The 17253-nt window shown below is 47.3% G+C and carries 29 protein-coding genes and 2 pseudogenes; 30 read left to right on the forward strand and 1 reads right to left on the reverse strand.

The window, feature by feature from the left end; all coding sequences use genetic code 11:
• The first annotated feature begins 73 nt into the window (after window positions 1–73).
• The 27 genes and pseudogenes from FEF09_RS25100 (at window position 74) to FEF09_RS25200 (ending at window position 15319) form a co-directional block, all read left to right on the forward strand.
• Window positions 74–667, forward strand: a complete 594-nt coding sequence (locus FEF09_RS25100; protein ID WP_146307665.1) for a carboxypeptidase-like regulatory domain-containing protein — start codon at window positions 74–76, stop codon at window positions 665–667.
• Window positions 668–690: 23 nt separating this feature from the next.
• The gene (locus FEF09_RS25105) at window positions 691–825 is read left to right on the forward strand and encodes a TonB-dependent receptor plug domain-containing protein (RefSeq protein WP_261387757.1); all 135 of its coding nucleotides are present in this window, start codon (window positions 691–693) and stop codon (window positions 823–825) included.
• A complete protein-coding gene (locus FEF09_RS25110) occupies window positions 825–1124 on the forward strand; it encodes a hypothetical protein (RefSeq protein ID WP_146307667.1) in 300 nt (99 codons plus the stop codon). Before FEF09_RS25105 ends, FEF09_RS25110 begins: the two co-directional genes overlap by 1 nt.
• Before the next feature lie 79 nt (window positions 1125–1203).
• Complete coding sequence (locus tag FEF09_RS25115) at window positions 1204–1509, forward strand: hypothetical protein (RefSeq protein ID WP_146307668.1); 306 nt, start codon at window positions 1204–1206, stop codon at window positions 1507–1509.
• Between the two features lie 152 nt (window positions 1510–1661).
• The gene (locus tag FEF09_RS25120) at window positions 1662–2114 is read left to right on the forward strand and encodes a TonB-dependent receptor (protein ID WP_146307669.1); all 453 of its coding nucleotides are present in this window, start codon (window positions 1662–1664) and stop codon (window positions 2112–2114) included.
• 37 nt (window positions 2115–2151) lie between these two features.
• Complete coding sequence (locus FEF09_RS25125; RefSeq protein ID WP_146307670.1) at window positions 2152–3168, forward strand: hypothetical protein; 1017 nt, start codon at window positions 2152–2154, stop codon at window positions 3166–3168.
• Between the two features lie 98 nt (window positions 3169–3266).
• Window positions 3267–3859: pseudogene (locus FEF09_RS25130) on the forward strand (RagB/SusD family nutrient uptake outer membrane protein); the annotation flags it as partial.
• 57 nt (window positions 3860–3916) lie between these two features.
• The gene (locus tag FEF09_RS25135) at window positions 3917–4726 is read left to right on the forward strand and encodes a RagB/SusD family nutrient uptake outer membrane protein (protein WP_261387765.1); all 810 of its coding nucleotides are present in this window, start codon (window positions 3917–3919) and stop codon (window positions 4724–4726) included.
• A 179-nt stretch (window positions 4727–4905) separates the two neighbouring features.
• Window positions 4906–6572, forward strand: a pseudogene (locus FEF09_RS25140) (RagB/SusD family nutrient uptake outer membrane protein).
• A 10-nt stretch (window positions 6573–6582) separates the two neighbouring features.
• Window positions 6583–7011, forward strand: a complete 429-nt coding sequence (locus FEF09_RS25145; protein WP_186774512.1) for a DUF5004 domain-containing protein — start codon at window positions 6583–6585, stop codon at window positions 7009–7011.
• A 21-nt stretch (window positions 7012–7032) separates the two neighbouring features.
• Window positions 7033–7995 (forward strand): DUF4961 domain-containing protein, encoded by a 963-nt coding sequence (locus tag FEF09_RS25150; protein WP_146307674.1) that lies wholly within the window; start codon window positions 7033–7035, stop codon window positions 7993–7995.
• A 2-nt stretch (window positions 7996–7997) separates the two neighbouring features.
• On the forward strand, window positions 7998–10199 hold the full coding sequence (locus FEF09_RS25155) for a SusC/RagA family TonB-linked outer membrane protein (protein WP_186774513.1): 2202 nt from the start codon (window positions 7998–8000) through the stop codon (window positions 10197–10199).
• Between the two features lie 276 nt (window positions 10200–10475).
• The gene (locus FEF09_RS25160) at window positions 10476–11081 is read left to right on the forward strand and encodes a hypothetical protein (RefSeq protein ID WP_146307676.1); all 606 of its coding nucleotides are present in this window, start codon (window positions 10476–10478) and stop codon (window positions 11079–11081) included.
• A 164-nt stretch (window positions 11082–11245) separates the two neighbouring features.
• Window positions 11246–11506: a hypothetical protein gene (locus FEF09_RS33695; protein ID WP_261387759.1), complete on the forward strand. Its 261-nt coding sequence runs from the start codon at window positions 11246–11248 to the stop codon at window positions 11504–11506.
• Complete coding sequence (locus FEF09_RS33700; RefSeq protein WP_261387760.1) at window positions 11503–11631, forward strand: hypothetical protein; 129 nt, start codon at window positions 11503–11505, stop codon at window positions 11629–11631. The genes FEF09_RS33695 and FEF09_RS33700 overlap by 4 nt, the downstream gene beginning before the upstream one ends.
• Entirely contained in the window at window positions 11603–11935 is a 333-nt protein-coding gene (locus FEF09_RS33705; protein ID WP_261387761.1) for a hypothetical protein, read from the forward strand. Before FEF09_RS33700 ends, FEF09_RS33705 begins: the two co-directional genes overlap by 29 nt.
• The gene (locus tag FEF09_RS33710) at window positions 11932–12114 is read left to right on the forward strand and encodes a hypothetical protein (protein WP_261387762.1); all 183 of its coding nucleotides are present in this window, start codon (window positions 11932–11934) and stop codon (window positions 12112–12114) included. The genes FEF09_RS33705 and FEF09_RS33710 overlap by 4 nt, the downstream gene beginning before the upstream one ends.
• Window positions 12115–12257: 143 nt before the next feature.
• Window positions 12258–12578 carry a RagB/SusD family nutrient uptake outer membrane protein gene (locus FEF09_RS33715; RefSeq protein WP_261387763.1) on the forward strand — a complete coding sequence of 107 codons (321 nt, stop codon included), beginning with the start codon at window positions 12258–12260 and terminating at the stop codon, window positions 12576–12578.
• The gene (locus FEF09_RS33720) at window positions 12565–12840 is read left to right on the forward strand and encodes a RagB/SusD family nutrient uptake outer membrane protein (RefSeq protein WP_261387764.1); all 276 of its coding nucleotides are present in this window, start codon (window positions 12565–12567) and stop codon (window positions 12838–12840) included. The genes FEF09_RS33715 and FEF09_RS33720 overlap by 14 nt, the downstream gene beginning before the upstream one ends.
• Window positions 12841–12842: 2 nt before the next feature.
• Complete coding sequence (locus tag FEF09_RS30975) at window positions 12843–13010, forward strand: hypothetical protein (protein ID WP_186774514.1); 168 nt, start codon at window positions 12843–12845, stop codon at window positions 13008–13010.
• A gap of 123 nt (window positions 13011–13133) precedes the next feature.
• Window positions 13134–13343 (forward strand): hypothetical protein, encoded by a 210-nt coding sequence (locus tag FEF09_RS25170; protein WP_146307677.1) that lies wholly within the window; start codon window positions 13134–13136, stop codon window positions 13341–13343.
• Window positions 13344–13433: 90 nt separating this feature from the next.
• Window positions 13434–13577 (forward strand): hypothetical protein, encoded by a 144-nt coding sequence (locus tag FEF09_RS25175; RefSeq protein ID WP_261387766.1) that lies wholly within the window; start codon window positions 13434–13436, stop codon window positions 13575–13577.
• 41 nt (window positions 13578–13618) lie between these two features.
• A complete protein-coding gene (locus FEF09_RS25180; protein WP_146307678.1) occupies window positions 13619–13801 on the forward strand; it encodes a hypothetical protein in 183 nt (60 codons plus the stop codon).
• Window positions 13802–13871: 70 nt separating this feature from the next.
• Window positions 13872–14060 (forward strand): hypothetical protein, encoded by a 189-nt coding sequence (locus FEF09_RS25185; RefSeq protein ID WP_146307679.1) that lies wholly within the window; start codon window positions 13872–13874, stop codon window positions 14058–14060.
• A 15-nt stretch (window positions 14061–14075) separates the two neighbouring features.
• Entirely contained in the window at window positions 14076–14372 is a 297-nt protein-coding gene (locus FEF09_RS25190) for a hypothetical protein (protein ID WP_146307680.1), read from the forward strand.
• A gap of 114 nt (window positions 14373–14486) precedes the next feature.
• Window positions 14487–14864 carry a TonB-dependent receptor gene (locus FEF09_RS25195; protein ID WP_222597127.1) on the forward strand — a complete coding sequence of 126 codons (378 nt, stop codon included), beginning with the start codon at window positions 14487–14489 and terminating at the stop codon, window positions 14862–14864.
• Window positions 14865–14926: 62 nt separating this feature from the next.
• Window positions 14927–15319 carry a TonB-dependent receptor gene (locus FEF09_RS25200; RefSeq protein WP_146307682.1) on the forward strand — a complete coding sequence of 131 codons (393 nt, stop codon included), beginning with the start codon at window positions 14927–14929 and terminating at the stop codon, window positions 15317–15319.
• A gap of 83 nt (window positions 15320–15402) precedes the next feature.
• Here FEF09_RS25200 and FEF09_RS30980 read toward each other — a convergent pair whose 3' ends face one another.
• The gene (locus FEF09_RS30980) at window positions 15403–15579 is read right to left on the reverse strand and encodes a hypothetical protein (protein ID WP_186774515.1); all 177 of its coding nucleotides are present in this window, start codon (window positions 15577–15579) and stop codon (window positions 15403–15405) included.
• A 311-nt stretch (window positions 15580–15890) separates the two neighbouring features.
• On the opposite strand from FEF09_RS30980, the gene FEF09_RS25205 reads away from it, so the two are divergent.
• The 3 genes from FEF09_RS25205 (at window position 15891) to FEF09_RS25210 (ending at window position 16729) form a co-directional block, all read left to right on the forward strand.
• Window positions 15891–16133: a hypothetical protein gene (locus FEF09_RS25205; protein WP_146307683.1), complete on the forward strand. Its 243-nt coding sequence runs from the start codon at window positions 15891–15893 to the stop codon at window positions 16131–16133.
• Window positions 16134–16310: 177 nt separating this feature from the next.
• Complete coding sequence (locus FEF09_RS30985) at window positions 16311–16484, forward strand: hypothetical protein (RefSeq protein WP_186774516.1); 174 nt, start codon at window positions 16311–16313, stop codon at window positions 16482–16484.
• Window positions 16485–16543: 59 nt separating this feature from the next.
• Window positions 16544–16729 carry a hypothetical protein gene (locus FEF09_RS25210; RefSeq protein ID WP_186774517.1) on the forward strand — a complete coding sequence of 62 codons (186 nt, stop codon included), beginning with the start codon at window positions 16544–16546 and terminating at the stop codon, window positions 16727–16729.
• The last annotated feature ends 524 nt before the right edge of the window (window positions 16730–17253 follow it).

Below are 17253 nucleotides of genomic sequence, written 5' to 3' on the forward strand. Positions count from 1 at the left end.
ACATGCATGTCAGCGTTATGAAGAAGTCCACGTTAACCGCTTCTCCCGTTTTTGTTAATTCAAACGGTCATGTATGTATTCCACAGTTTCCTCCTATGCGCCCGTTAAGCGTTGTCAGCAGCGTAGGGCATTTGCCGGCTTTTCTTTTGTTCCGCTGTTCCATGTATGTTTCTTTTTAATCCTGCTGATGACCGGTGCATCCGCATCGGCCACCAACATGTATGCAGACACCCTTATTACTGGTCGGGTAACAGGTGAGGATAATGAACCTTTGCCCGGTGCGAATGTGACATTACGCAGTGCACCCGCTAAAGGTGTCACGACACGCCCCGACGGATCTTACAGTATCATGGCTTCTCCACGAGATGTACTGGTTGTTACTTTTGTAGGATATGCCCGTCAGGAGATAGGTATCAATGGCAGACAACGTGTGGATATTATTTTACAGGCACAGGCCACCAGTCTTGAAAAAGTAGTTGTGGTCGGCTATGGTACGCAGAAAAGAGGCGAGGTAACAGGTGCTATTTCCTCCGTTGATGCAGGTGATATCAAAGACCTGCCGGCTGCAAGTCTGCAACAATCTTTACAGGGTAAATCCGCCGGTGTGCAGATCACCCAGAATTCCGGTTCACCGGGTAAGAATGCGCAGTCCGTGTCAGAGGGCTGACCTCCATCAATAACTCGGATGTCTTGTACGTTGTAGACGGCGTACCGCTGACAGCCAATGGGATTAATGCGATTGATCCTGCAAATATTGCTTCCATCCAGATACTGAAAGATGCCTCTTCTCAGGCTATTATGGCTCAAGAGGCGCTAATGGTGTAGTGCTGATCGAGACAAAGAAAGGAAGTAAAAACACGTCTCATATTTACTTCAATGCCTATGGTGGTGTACAGCAACTGAGGAAGAAACTCAAGATGCTGGATACCCCGGATTTTATCGCCCTGAATACCGAAGCATATAAGAATGCGGGACAGGCTTCTCCATGGGCAGCTCCTCACAGTATCCACTGCATACTGACTGGCAGGATGCGATGTTCCGTACAGGACCTATACAGAGTTATGATCTTGCTTTTGCCGGGGGGAGTGAAAGCTTACCTATCGCCTAAGTGGGAATTACTTTAATCAGGATGGTATAATTATCGGCTCTTCTTTCAAACGTGCTTCTTTATCACTGAATTCATCATTTAAAGCAAATGATAAAGTGGAGGTAGGAGAGAATATCTCTATCGCGAAGAGCACGCAATATCTCGTGGGAGAAGGCGCCACCAGCAGAGTGGATCTCTTGTCTGCCCTGAGTATGGATCCTACTGTACCCTTACTGGATTCCGCCGGGAATTACGTTCCGGCGAGATATTCCGATATTCAAAACCCGATTGCCAGCATCAATAATATTTCAAAGAATCATCCATACAATAACTGGTCTGTCGTAGGCGCCACTTATCTGCAGATTAAACCGGTAAAAGGATTGATATTGAAATCCAACCTGAGCATTGACCTGAACTTTTAGACGATAAAGCTTTTGCGCCTTCCTACTATGTTTCTGCTGCGCAGAATAATCCGATACCCAATCTTTCTCAGACAAAAGCTGTAGGCTATAGCTGGACCTGGGATAACACCGCCACTTATGAACAAAAGATCGGAGATGATCATGAGATAAAGTTGCTGGGAGGTGTTGCTCAACAGCGTTTCAGTTATGACTTTATAAGGGGTAGTAATCAGGGGCAACCCGGTAATGATCCTTATCTGCAATACCTCGATGCCGGTACGGCTAATCCCGCTGTAGGCGGTAGTATGGTACGATGGAGCTTACTTTCCTATATAGGACGTGTCAACTACAATTTCCGGGAAAAGTACTTCCTGACTGCTACCCTCCGGAGAGACGGATCTTCTAAGTTTGGCGCTAATAACAAGTACGGTAATTTCCCTTCTGCTTCTGTAGGCTGGTCGCTGACAAAAGAAGGCTGGTTTGATAATATAAAAGCCCTCCATTCGCTGATGTTAAGAGCCAGCTGGGAGTGGTGGGTAATCAGTCAAGTGCCGGTTATTACGACTTTTCTTCCACTATCAACAACTATTATTATGCTTATGGTAATCCGGCTAATGCAGCATTAACTGCTGAACCCAATGGATTGGGCAATCCTGATCTGAAATGGGAACAGGTACGCCAATGGGATATGGTGTTGATTTCAGATTGTGGGAAGGGCTGACGGGTACCGTTGATTACTATAATAAAAAGACAAAGGACATGCTGCTGAGGATCCCTATTTTATTTGAAAGCGGATTCTCTACAGGGCCATTGACGAATGTGGCTTCGATGTTTAACGCAGGGTTTGAGTTTCAACTGGATTATAATCATTCTTTCAGTAATGGTGTCAGTCTGAATGCCGGTGTAAATCTCTCCACGCTGAAGAATAAAGTATTGAGCTTACAGAATGAAGGTGCACAGATCTTCAGCAGTCCGAATATGACGCGTGCAGGACAGAGGGTTGCTGAATTCTACGGCTATGTATCTGACGGTATTTTCCAGAACCAGCAGGAGATTGCCAATCATGCAACGCAACCTAATGCAGCGCCCGGAGATATCCGTTTTAAAGACCTGAATAATGACAAAGTGATCAATGATCTTGATCAGACATTCCTCGGATCACCTATTCCGAAAGTTCAATATGGTTTTAATCTGGGTACCGGATATAAAGGGTTTGACCTGAACCTGTCCTTTTTCGGAGTAGCCGGCAATAAGATCTATCAGTCCTATAAATACAACACGAACGGCTTCTTTATTTCCAATTATAACATGGAGCAGGAAACACTCGGAAGATGGCATGGTGAGGGTACGAGTAATACAATTCCACGTCTGAATGCGAATGATCCCAATTATAATGCCCGCGCATCCAGTTATTACCTCACGAGTGGATCTTATCTGCGACTCCGGAATGTGACGTTGGGATATAATTTCCCGAACAGGCTGATGGAAAGATGGAAGATGAGCGGACTGCGTGTTTTCATCTCCGGACAAAACCTGCTGACGTTTACAAAGTATGACGGTTATGATCCTGAAATAGGGATCACTTTCGGTGGTAATGCCGGCACATTGAACCTCGGACAGGATCAGGTGAATTATCCGCAGCCGAGGATCATTACTGCTGGTCTGAACCTTACGTTATAGTCTTTACGCTTCTTTGATGTTAAGTCTTTAGAAGAAAGATGAACGGAGTGTAAGTATAGTCGGGTAATATATTATAGCATCCATTAACAAACAGTTGTATGAAATATATCAGTTTTCTTTTTATCATCACGGCTACCCTCAGTGCGTGTTCGAAGTTCCTCGAAGAAGATCCTACGGCACATTTGTCTACTACTACTTACTATAAAACTGCTGCAGATGCGGAAGCGGCCATTAATGCTGTTTATGCTGCGGCAAGACCACAAAATTTCTTTGCATTGGAGACCCGTATAGCGGTGGGTGATATTATGTCCGACGATGCAGAAAAAGGAGGTGGCGGCGCTTCCGATGTAGCGGAGATGCAACAATTGAAATTGTTTGTCGCCAAACCGGATAATGGTTATGTGGAAGGCGCGTGGCAGGCTAATTTTCATGGTATCTATCTGGCCAATCTTGTACTGGACAGGGTACCACCTATTGCGATGAATGAGACGGATAAGCAAAAGATCCTTGGGCAGGCCCGTTTTTCCGTGCTTACTTTTATCTGCAGCTGATGGAGCTGTTCGGCAATGTACCCCTGATCACGAAACCATTACAGACAGGCGATTATAATCAGCCACAGGCGACTCCCGCGCAGGTATGGGCACAGATTGAGCTGGATGCGGATAGTGCGGTTGCCGTACTTCCTCAGCAAAGCGAACTGACAGCTGATAAAAACGGAAAAGCAACTGTTGGTGCAGCGAAAGCATTATTGCTGTATGCTTATATCTGGCAGCAGAAATGGGCAGACGCACAGAGGCTGGGAGATGAGATCATTCATTCAGGTCAGTATACACTGGCACCGGATTATACAAAGATCTTTACCACGGCCGGGGAGTTTAATACGGGTTCAATATTCGAGATCAATATGGCTAATGTGCCCGGGAAGAACGTGGGGAGCAATATCAATCTCTGGCAGAATCCCCGGAATACCTGGGGCTACGGATTTGTTTGTCCGACGCAAAACCTCGTGAACAGCTTCGAAGCAGGTGATCCGAGGCTAAAAGCGACCGTTATTGCCAACGGCGACGTCTTATCGGATGGTACGGTCGCTAATACCACCTCCAGTCAGACGGGGTATTATAACAGGAAGTATTGGCTACCTCAGCAGGAAGTGCCTTATAATAATGGCGGCGGAGCAGGGGATGGCCCGACCAATGAGCGTATATACCGGCTGGCAGTGGTCATGTTATGGACAGCTGAAGCGGCGGTGCATAATAGTGATATCGGGCATGCAACGGATCTTGTTAATCAGGTGAGAGAACGGGCCCGTAAAAGCGGCGGAAATACCGATATGAGTATTCTGCCTCCCTACAGTACCGTGACGCTGGAGCATATTTACCATGAGCAGAGGGTAGAAACGGCCCTCGGGGATCATCTCCGTTTTTTTGAACTGGTCAGGACCGGTAAAGCGGCTGGCACCCTGCCCGGCTATAAAGAAGGCGTACACAATCACCTCCCTATACCTTTGAGAGAGATTCAGTTAAGCAACGGGTTATTACGGCAGAACCCGGGTTATTAAGACCCTGTACAGGCACAGGGAGGTCATTTTTGATAAAATCAGTTTCCGGATGGCGGTAGACTCTTTTTGAGGTGTCATTATAAAAATGGGGACATAGATTTTATCACCAAAAACTGAACGCTACCACGTATTACGTTATGAAACTGACCTTCATGTTCGCAGCTTCCCTGGGCCTGTGCATGGGAATTCTTTCACTGGTATCCTGCAGTGACAAGAATTTCCTCGATCAGACGGAGACAAGCAACCTGGACGAGAAATCGGTCTTTTCCGATAGTGCCAGGACAGTACAATTCCTTACCAACATTTACATTGACATCGGTTTTACCGAAAATGCCACCCGTTTCGGGAATGGTGGACTGGACGCCGCCTGTGATGAGGCGGAGCCGCAGAAATCGGCTTCTATTACTACGTCCGTCCAGTTTGCCACGGGAACCGTGAATCCTTCCATTATCAGCGGTGACGCCTGGAGTCTGTGTTATACGAATATCCGGCGGGTCAATCTGCTGCTGAAACACTTGCCCGGAGCACCTATTCCTCCCTATATCCGGAATGTAATGGGAGCAGAAGCCCGTTTTCTGCGGGCGTGGTATTATGCCATTCTCCTGAAACATTACGGAGGGATTCCGTTGGCGGGAGACTCCGTGTATAATGTCACGGATCAGATCCCGGCGACCCGCCATACGTTTAAAGCATGTGTGGACTATATCGTCTCCGAATGTGATGCTGCCGCTGGCGCACTTCCGCTGGAGCGTGTCCGCGAAGACTATGGCCGCGCCAGTGGTGGAGCAGCCATGGCGCTGAAAGCGAGGGTGTTGCTGTATGCTGCCAGTCCGTTGTTTAATGGCGGTAACGTAGATCCTCAGAATGCGCTGACCGGTTATACCGACAATGTACCCGGAAGATGGAAATTGGCGGCGGATGCAGCGGCTGCTGTAATGTCGTCTAATGCCTATTCCCTGTATGAGGACAATGCTACCGCTCCGGGGTATGGTTTCTATAAGGTATTTACCCTGCGTGTTAATCCGGAATATATTTTGGCGAGGATGCAGGGACTGAACCGCGAACTGGAAACTGCGTGGCAGCCCCCTTCCCGTGGTGGCGGACAAGGAGGATTTCCTTATCAGGAGTTCGTAGATGCTTTTGGTATGGCAAATGGTAAAGCGATCACCGATCCGGAATCTGGTTATGCTGCCAGTGATCCTTATAAGGACAGGGATCCCCGGCTTGCTTATTCTGTTATCCGTGATCAGACGCCGTTGATACAGAACAATGGGCTGAAAGAGCCGGTCAATATTTATCTCACTACAGGTGGCAGTGGCGTCAGTCAGGACGCTGTAATGGCAGGAACGCCTACCGGTTATTATACAAAGAAGATGCTGGATGAAAATATCAGCGCCAACTTTATCCATGGTAGTCAGCGTTGTTTTCCGCTGATCCGTTATGCAGAAGTGCTGCTCAATTTGCGGAAGCCAGTAATGAAGCAGATGGTCCGTCACAAGCTGTTTATGATGCCGTACAGTTGGTGCGCAGAAGAGCAGGACTGCTGCCGTATGAATTACCTGCGGGTCTTTCCCGCGATCAGATGCGGGAGGCGATTCAGGCAGAAAGGAGAGTGGAACTGGCTTTTGAAGGACATCGTTTCTGGGATGTAAGACGCTGGAAGATTGCTGAGACAACACAGAATAAGACGATGACCGGCATGAAAGTAGTACGCAACGGCAATAATGCTACCTATACCGTCTTTTCTGTACGTAAACATAATTTCCGCAAGGCTATGTACCTGTGGGCAATTCCACAAAGTGAAACGGCTAAGTCTCCCGAACTGGCGCAAAATCCTAACTGGTAAAACAAGCAGCATGAAAGTAAGAATCCCCTTCTGTTTACTGATACTGTTGTTCGGTATCAACGCCTGCCAACGGCAGGAAATATCTGTGCCTGAGCAGATAAAAGACATTTCGGGTGAGTGGCGTATCATCAAGGCCGTCCGGAATGGCGTAGAAATTACCACGCTGACAGATTTTACGCTATTCAGAATACATTTTAAAGAGGGTCAGTACAATATTGAAAATCCGATGCCTTTTGTCGTGAATAAAAATGGAAGTTATACACTGGATGATCCTGCGTATCCGTTACGCATCTCGTTCCTGCAGACGGGAACAGATGCTGCTGTCAGTACCGGTTTTACTTATCCGGTAGTGAATGGTAAACGCAATATGGTGTTTTCTTTCAGTCCCGGTTGCGCATCCAATACTTATCTGTACACACTTGAAAGAGTGGCTCCCTAACCTGATTCAACACGACACGATATGAAAAAATATATATGGATTATAAGCGGGATGCTGTTGTTACTGGCAGGCTGTGTATTCCTTGATAAAGTGGTGCAGCCTGTTGATGCCAGACCTGGCGAAGAGATGACCATCACGATGGAAACGCGTATAGATGTAGCAGATGGCGGACGGTCCAATGTACGGCTGATCATTGGTTTTCTGGCACCTAAAAACTGGCAGGCCGGTGCTAATTCAGCTGTTACCTATACTACTAATACTTATGGTAGTGGCAAAATGGTGCCTGTACCTCTCAGTGTAGATGCTGGCGGTGGACAAAACTGGCCGGCAGCTCTGAAGAATCGTTTCGGCATGGGGGGCAATTTTATGGCAGATGATCTGGAATGGGTGCTGTTCTGGACAGAACAGTCCTATAATGTGCCACAGGGCGTAAAAGAAACGATCAATGTCACGATCAAAACTATGCCCGGTCCGGAAAGTGTACAGTTCAAAACCGGCTATTTCGTGGGGACCAGTTCCGAAGGACTTAGTGATGTATTCGGCTCTAACAACGTGTATAAAAGCCGCTTCATGGATTGCTTCACGGTAAGTGATGGTATCAGCGATCTGACTGATTTCTGTAATCCGCAGATAGGAGCTGTGACACCGGGTGTAGCGACAGATAATGACCTGCTGACGATATCTTTTGATCCGGATGTGGTGTCTACTGCACTTAGCGGGGAAGCGAATATCTATCTCTGTGCGAAAGCCTATACCAATACCGGCAAAATACTGGATGCCTGTATACAGACGGACCAGTCGAAGCTGAAACCTTATACAGGTCGTAAATCTGCTATTACTTTCTGGCCCCGTGCCTATTTCAGTATGCAGGACGGAGATATGCTGGAGAAGATAGAATACTTCTTTACGGATGCCAGCGGCAATACAAAAGTGGGTTACAGTAATACTGCCAATCCATTCGTCTACACGTTCAAATGCCAGTAAACATGTCGCATAAAAATTATACAATCACGCTCAATTATATTCAACGATATATCTCCGCTCTTGCCTGTCTGCTACTCCTGCTTTGCAGCAGAGTTTACGGGCAACAGTCTGCTGGTCTTGCCGGCAGGCTGGTGGATGCTTATGGTCAGCCAATGGCTAAAGCACTGGTTTATGTGAAGGGAACCGGCGATAGCACCTTTACGGATGCAGCGGGAAAATTTTCTCTTCCGGCTACGCGCAATAGTATCCTTGTATTACAATATCCCGGTTATCGGAATCTGCAACATGTTGTTAAGGAAAATACCGTAGTGCTGCGGATGGAAGAAGTTTTTATTCCCAGTCCGGAACATATCCCTGTTTTATATGGAGAGGCTGATCGCCGCAGCAGTATTGGTGCGATCGGGACGGTATATACCAGTCAGTTGTCTGCTACGCCGGCTACCTTATATGCCTATGCATTACCGGGTCGTCTGGCGGGGTTGTATACCCAGCAAAGCAGTGGTTTCCGGAATCCGGGTACCGGTAATAATTTTGATGTGGATGAATTTGTAGGGAACATTCCCAGATCAGGTGCACTGGAAGTAAATGACAATTCAGAAATCAATCTGTGGTTGCGCGGACAGACACCAGTCACCATTGTTGATGGTGTACAACGTGATGTGTTTTCCATAGATCCGGAGAATATAGAATCTATCTCTGTATTGAAGGACGGACTGTCCACTATTTTATTGGGACAGCGCAGTTCCCGGGGTGTATTACTGGTAACGACCAAACGTGCCCGCGCCGGTAAACCACGCTTGTCATTTACCGCGCAAACCGCCATACAACAGTCATTAAGTATGCCCAAAGCCTTACCGGCATGGCAGTATGCATATCTTTTAAATGAAGCTTTACAGAATGATGGTAAAGCGCCTTTATACAAGGAAGCAGACATACGTGCTTTCCGCGATCACTCCGATCCTTATGGGCATCCTGATGTAAACTGGTATGATCAGGTGCTGAGAGATAATGCACCGTTGACAAGGTATAATCTGAATATCAATGGTGGTGGAGATGTGGCCCGTTATTCTGTATCCCTGAACTACACAGGCCAGCAGGGTATCTTCAAAACATCACCGGAAAATAGTTACAATACGAATGCTGGTCTGAAAAGATACCTGATCAATACAGACATCAACATTGATGTAACCAGCAACCTGAATGTAGGCATGCAGTTATTTGGCCGTCTGCAGGAAGGTACACAGCCCGGAGCAGGTACCGGTAAGATACTGAATGATCTGCTTTCTACTCCCAATGCAGCCTATCCTATCAGAAATATCAACGGCAGCTGGGGTGGTACAGGCAATCTGACCACCAACCTGCTGTCATCGGCTATCAACAGCGGTTACATTCAGGATAACAGCAAAGACGTGATGGCTAATGTGGATCTGCGGTATGATCTGGGTGACTGGCTGCCCGGTTTGTCACTCAAAGGAAAAGGAAACCTCTCCATACAATCAGCCAATGCGATCAACCGCAGCAAGCAGGAGCTGGTCTACAGAATGGGTGTTACGCAGGACGATACGACCTATGCGCGCTTTGGTCAGGCCATCACTCAGCGTAATGACTTTATCTCTGTGTTTAATGCACAGTATTTCTTCGGACAGGTATCCCTGAATTATGATCGTCAGTTTGGTGCGCATGGACTCAGTGCAATTGTACTGGCAGACAGGCGACAGACTATTTTCAACTACGACCTTCCGGGTAAAGCAACAAACCTGTCAGCGAAGGCGACCTACAACTATGCCAACCGGTATTTTGCGGAAGCCGCTATCAACCGAAGTGGTTTTAACCGTTATATGCCGGGAAGACAATATGGTACCTTCTATGCAGGTGGCATCGGCTGGGACATTGCCAGAGAAGCCTTTCTGCAGGACCAGTCAGGCTGGCTGAATCAGCTGAAGCTGAGGGGGACTTATGCGCAGACAGGCAATGGTATCGATAATTCAGGCTATTACATCTGGCGGCAGGATTTTAGTGAAAACAATGGTATCGGCGGTGGTATTTACGAACAGGGTACTGCGCGTTCACCCGGTTCCGGTTTTCAGGAAAATGGGCTGGCAAATACCAATATCTCATGGGAGACTGCCCGTAAGATTGACGTAGGCATTGACCTGTCTTTATTCAATAACCGGCTGCAGGTAACAGGCGATTTATTATCATGACCGCTATGCCAATCTTTTACAGATAAGAGGGAAGAGCATTGGTTTATCAGGCGCGAGCTATCCACCGGAAAACATCGGTATCAACCTTTACAAAGGAGGGGAGCTGACGGTGACCTGGCAGTCTGATATTAACGATTTCCATTATTTCATTACTGCGAATGGAAGTGTTGAGCAAAGCAGGGTGATTTTTATGGACGAACAACGCCGTGATTATGCATGGAATAAAAGAACCGGACAACCCGTAGGGATGCGTTCGGATATATCGCAGATGGCTTTTTGCAGTCTGCCGAAGAAGCTGCCGCTGCGCCAATTGTTACTGGTTATCAGCCATTACCCGGTGATATCAAATACAAAGACCTGAACGGAGACGGCGCGATTAATCAATTTGACGAGGCGCCTATCGGCGCATCAAGTCCACGTATATACTACGGTATAAGCGCCGGCTTTTCGTGGAAAGGACTGGAAATAAGCGCTTTATTGCAAGGGGTAAGCAACCGGACCAACTACGTAGCCAACTTTGCTACTGAAGCCGGCTTCCAGTTCCTCAACTTCACCTACGGACAGGCTTACGAGCAGATCACGGGGCGCTGGACTCCTGAGACAGCTGGTACTGCTACCTATCCCCGTCTGACTGCGGATGCCAATTATAACTACAATAAGGCCAGTTCAACTTTCTGGGTGCGTAATGGTAACTATTTCCGCCTGAAGAACGTGAGTATTGCCTATAGCCTGCCTTATGTGTGGGTACAGAGGCTGAAACTGGGCGGTGTGAAAATCTTTGCCAACGGCCTGAATCTGTTCACCCATGCTCCTTATGATTTTGTAGATCCTGAGGTAGGCGTAGGCGCCTATCCGATTCAACGGGTGCTGAATACAGGTTGAATATTAAGTTCTAGTCAGCCATTTAAATAAAGTAACATGAAGCAATTCCCAACTATATTTTTCCTGGCCGGCTTCCTGATTGCGCTGGTGGCCTGCAGAAAGGATTACGAAGCGGTACCGCTGGAAAAAGTGACGATAGAATACGTTTTGACAAAGACGATTCTTTGGGTACTTATGCGAATAAGTTCCTGAACACCGTGTATTCTAAATTACCCGGAGGGTATAACCGCATAGGCGGAGACCTGCTGGATGCTGCCTCTGACGATGCTATTTCCGGTTTTACCGGTACGACCAGTGTGTCTAAACTGGCGACAGGTGCTTATACCTCGTTTGAAAGCATCGCGGAAGAAACACCCTGGAACAGTGCTTATGCGGCGATCCGGCGGCCAGCATTTTCGTTTCCAATATCAATATTTCTCCGGTGAAGGATAAGTTGCCCAATGGCAATTCGGTGCGTTATGCATGGAAAGCAGAGGCCCGTTTTATCAGGGCACTGTTTTATTTCGAACTCCTGAAACGTTATGGCGCGCGTGCCTTTGATGGGGGATGAGGTACGGGAATTAGGTGATGATGTACAGTTGCCGCGTAGCTCTTTTGAGGAGTGCGTACAGTATATCGTGAGCGAGTGTGATGCGATTAAAGACAGTCTGCGTCCGAATCCTGTTGTAGCACCCGAACTGAACAGCCATCGTGCTACCAAAGGCGCAGCATTGGCATTGAAAGCAAAGGTATTGTTATATGCTGCGAGTCCTCTGTTTAACGGAGAGAATATTGATGCAGGTAACCCATTGACCGGCTATACCGGCTATAGCAAAGAGCGCTGGAACTGGCTGCTGATGCGGCCCGTGCGTTGATAGATGAAAAGACTTTTGCTTTACTGCCCAATTTCAAAGATATCTTCATTACCAAAAATAATAGTGAGGTCATCTTCTTCCGTCAGGGAGGTAATACCACAGAGATCGAAACGACCAATGGTCCGGTAGGTTTTGCACAGGTTGCACGTGGCCGCACGAATCCAACACAGGAGCGATAGATGCATTCCCTACAGACGGGCCTTCCTGTTACGACCCTGCATCAGGTTATAATCCGAATGATCCTTATGCACTCGTGATCCGCGTCTGACGATGAGTATTATTTACAATGGCGCCAGATGGCTGAATACGGAGATACAGACTTATGCGGGTGGTCAGCACAGAACCGGGCGGTGCGGAGCCGGGTACCAAGACCGGGTATTATATGCGCAAGTTCATGGGTAATTTCGAAAATGCGACTCAATACAGTAATACCAGTCATGACTGGATCCTGCTGCGTTATACCGAAGTACTCTCAATTTCGCGAAGCGGAAACGAATACAATGGTCCTACCGGAGAATGTATCAGGGGTGTGAAAGACCTGCGTGCACGTGCTGTATTACACCGGGTGATAATGGCCTTTATGGACTGCGTCGGGTTTGTCACAGATGAAATGCGTCAGCAGATCCGTAATGACGTCGCATAGAACTGGCTTTGAGGAGCATCGTTTCTGGGATATCCGTCGCTGGAAAATTGCACAGCAGGTGTATGGTAGTCCGCTGCATGGTATGAGTATTATCCGGAACGGAGGAGATCTTAGTTACGCGGTGACGGAAGTCTTCAACCGGTATTCAATGCTCCGAAAATGTACCTGTATCCTATACCATACGATGAGGTATGAAAAACGACAATATGCGCCAGAATCCGGGGTGGTAAGTTTTATTCCTGACATGAAATCAACTGATTGAAGATGAAATATATTTTACTGTTCGCTGTTAGCCGTTTCTCTGTCTTCGATGGCGCGCAAAAGAACATAAGCGGTACTGTAAAAGACCTGAATGGTGTACTGCCCGGTGCGGCAGTTGTCGAGAAGGAGTGCCTACGAATGGTGCTATTACAGATGCTGACGGCCGTTTAAACTGACCCTGAAAGGGAAGTCGAATACGGTGATCGTGAAGCTGATCGGGTTTACAACGCAGGAGATCAGCGTTCTGTTTATTGACGCTTGATGTCATATTACAGCCGGCTACACAGGGGATTGATGAGTAGTAGTGGTAGGTTTTACGCAGACGAGGCGTATCCGAATACCGGTGCGGTAAGTGGTATTACCGGCGCTGAGATCAGGAATGTGCCTACTGCTAATGTGCAGAATACCCTTATGGGGAAACTGCCGGGCTTTGTGTCGCAACAACGTTCCGGTCAGCCGGTAGGGATGCGTCTGATTTCTTTATCCGTGGTGTCAGCTCGCTGAACAGCGAGGGCAATAAACCTCTGATCATTGTGGATGATATTGAATCTCCTATGACCAGTTGCAGCAGATCAACGCAATGAAATTGAAAGTATTTCTATCCTGAAAGATGCTTCCACGACAGCGATCTATGGTATCAAAGGTGCGAATGGTGTGTTGGTGGTGACTACCCGCCGTGGTAAAAGTGGTCGTCCGCAGGTAAATGTACGTGCAGAGTCGGGTTACAGGCACCGGTAAAGACACCGAGATTACTGGATGCTTACAATACGGGTTTACTGGTGAATGAAGCTTATAAGAATGACGGTCTGACACCGTTGTTTACCGATGCAGATCTGGAATTGTTCAGAAATGGCAAAGACCCTTATGGTCATCCGAATATCAACTGGTATGAAACGGTCTTTAAGAAGTTTGCGCAGCAGGCGAATACCAATGTCGATATCTCCGAGGAACAGAGGCGGTGAAGTATTTTATTTCCGGTGGATTTTTGACACAGAATGGCCTTGTCAAAATTTTTCTGATCCCCGTAATGAGGTGAATACAAACTATTTCTTCCGCAGGTATAACTTCCGCTCCAATCTTGATATGCGGGCTAATAAGACACTGACTTTGCGGTTGGATCTGACGGCACGCTTTGGTGATATCAACGAGCCACATGCGGCGAATGTCGTGTCGGAGGTCTATAATTTTGAAAAGATACATCCTTATTCAGCCCTGTTATGAATCCGGATGGTAGTTATGCGTTTTGCAGCAGATACGAAAGACAAGCTGCCGACTATCAACGCGCGGCTGGCGAATGGTGGTTATACCCGTAGTAAGCGTACGGACTTTAACGCCTTATTCGGTGCTACCCAGCAACTGGATTTTATGACGAAAGGATTGTCTTTTACAGCTCGTGTGGCTTATGCCGGTGTGGAGCAATATTCAAGAAATCTGTTCCGTTCGGCGGATCCGCCTTCTTATCATTATAATCCGGTGGATGGCTCTTATCACTCGATCCGCGTGGCAATTACCGTTTGCAGGCCTATCGTGTGACCGGAAATACGGATCTGTACAGCCGGAATGTGAACACACAGGCCTTCCTCAATTATGATCGCACGTTCGGATCGCATACTTTCAATTCACTGGTATTGTACAACCGGCAGAGCTATGCCTTTAAATCAGACGTTCCGGCCAATTTCCGCGGACTTTCCTCAGGCCGGCTATAACTATCAACAGAAGTATCTACTCGATTTTAATGGCGCTTATAATGGGTCTGATCGTTTTCAGGCGAAAAAGCGAAATGGTTTCTTCCCGGCAGTGGGGGTGGGTTGGAATATATCGCAGGAGTCTTTCTTTAAGGAACGTAACCTGCCTTTCAGTTTGCTGAAACTACGTGGTTCTTATGGGGTAGTGGGATCTGATGTGACTCGGGTAACCGTTATCTCTATCGTCAGGAGTATTACTATAGCGGGGGTTATTCTTTTGGAGAAAATGATTCGCAGCAGGGTTCTATTTATGAAGGAGAACTGGGTAATATGGACGTAAGCTGGGAGAACGAAGAAGGCGGATATAGGTATTGATATGAACCTGTTTAAGGACAACTTTCTGTGACGGTAGATTACTTCCATGATGTACGTTATGATCAGCTGGTAAGGAAAGGATCTGTTCCCGGTATTATCGGTATCGGGTTTAGTCCGACGAATGTAGCCCGCACCAGCAATAAAGGTTTTGACGGCCAGATCAACTACCGTGGCAACATCCGCCGTGTGAACTTCACTACCAGTCTGGTATTCCAGCATTTCAAAAACAAGGTGTTATTCAAGGATGAGGCACAACCGGCTTTTCCATGGCTGCGGGAAACAGGTCGTCCTATCGATCAGCCATTCGGATATACTTTTATCGTTATTATACACCGGAAGATATTCAGAAGATTCAGGCGAATACGCATGATAAACCAGCTACGCCGCTCAGTGAATATCCGATTCAGGCGGGTGATCTGAAATATAAGGATCTCAACAACGACGGTATTATTGACAATAATGACCGCGGGCCTATCGGTCGTCCGAATCTGGCAAATACAGTCTTAGGTCTGACTCTGGCGGCCAACTACAAAGGTTTTAGTGTCAGTCTGCTGTTTCAGGGAGCGTTTGGTTACAGTTTCAGTGTGGTAGGTACTGGTATCGAGACATTCCAGAGTCAGTTCCAGCCTATCCATCAGGAAGATGGACACCGGAGAATGCGGATAACGCGCAATTTCCACGTCTGACCAGTAACCCGACTACGGTCAATAGTGCGCGTACCTACATGTCAGATTTCTGGCTGATCGACGCGCGTTATGTACGTCTCAAAACGATCGATCTGGGTTATCAGTTGCCAGCCGTTGGTTACCACAACGACTTAACATGCGAGACTATATCTGAGTGCTTACAACCTGTTGACATGGACCAACTATGACAAATACCAGCAGACCCTGAGTATCCAGCAATTCCGCTGGTGATGCTTATATCAATCAGCGTGTAGTCAATCTGGGCACAGATCGGTTTTAAATAAACACAAACTAACGAGGAAAATTTGCGAAAATGTTCAGAACAAACGATGGGCGCTGTCAGCGGTCTTAGGGATATTATGCCTGACAGCAAAAGGACAGGAAAAGATCATGACCTTAAACAGCAGCAATGCGGCCGTAAACTGGAAGGTAAAGGCGGCAGCAGAACTGGACAGACAACAGACATTCATACAACAGCTTATAATGATCAGAACTGGGTAAAAGGGATTGTACCTACGGTGTTTAGTCGTTTGTGGCAGCGGGTTTAGAAATGGACCCCAATTATGCGGATAACATTTATCAGGTAGATAAAGCAAAGTACGACCGGGATTTCTGTATCGCAGTACGTTTATGTTTGTCCGCCGCAAGACAGGTGAACAACAATGGCTGCACTTTGAGGGGGTGAACGGAAAGCGGAAGTATTCCTGAACGGCCGCCGGCTTGGTTTGCTGGATGGTTTTATGGACAGAGGTCAGTTTGATGTACCGGGATATTGCGGTATGATCAGCGAATGTGCTGGCTTTGCTGGTGAGCTGGCCCGGACAGCCGATCGTGAATTATTCAAGTCCTACTACATTTCCAGTGCCAGCTGGGACTGGATGCCATATGTACCGGATTGAATATGGGTATTACGGATGACGTATACATTAGCGGTTCAGGAGCATTACTATTCAGATCCATGGGGTTACGTACCAGTACCCTTGAGACATCTTTGGCTAAGCTAAGTGTTTCGATGGAACTGGATAATCATTCTGTGCAGGCGCAGGAAGGTGTCATTTCCGGCACCATTCAGCCCGGTAATATCCGTTTTACTAAAAATGTGAAGATAGCTGCAGGTCAGCAGAACAGGTTCCTTTCAGCCTGAAATAGCCCATCCACAGCTTTGGTGGCCGAATGGTTATGGCAGTCAGCCTTTATACACCTGGATCTTCATTTACCACAAAAGATAGCCCTCTGATAGCAGGAAAGTGACTTTTGGCGTGAGACAGTTCAGTTATGATACCCTTGGAGGGGTGTTGCATATAGCTATCAACGCAAAAGATCTTTATCAGGGTGGTAACTGGGGAATGTCTGAGTATCTGTTACGTTGTCGTGGCAGTGAATATGATACGAAGCTAAAGTTGCACCGGGAGATGAATTTTAATATGGTGCGCAACTGGATCGGGAGTCGACGGATGAAGAATTCTATGCTGCCTGTGATAAATACGGCCTGCTGGTCTGGGATGATTTCTGGTTGAACTCGCACCCGAATCTGCCGAAAGATATCTTCGCCTTTAACAAGAATGCGGTAGAGAAGATCAAGCGGCTACGCAATCTGCGAGTATAGCGGTATGGTGTGGCGATAATGAGGGATATCCTTTGGCCCCGCTGAATAATTGGTTAAAGGAG

The organism is Chitinophaga pinensis (assembly GCF_007896845.1).
Lineage (GTDB): Bacteria > Bacteroidota > Bacteroidia > Chitinophagales > Chitinophagaceae > Chitinophaga > Chitinophaga pinensis_C.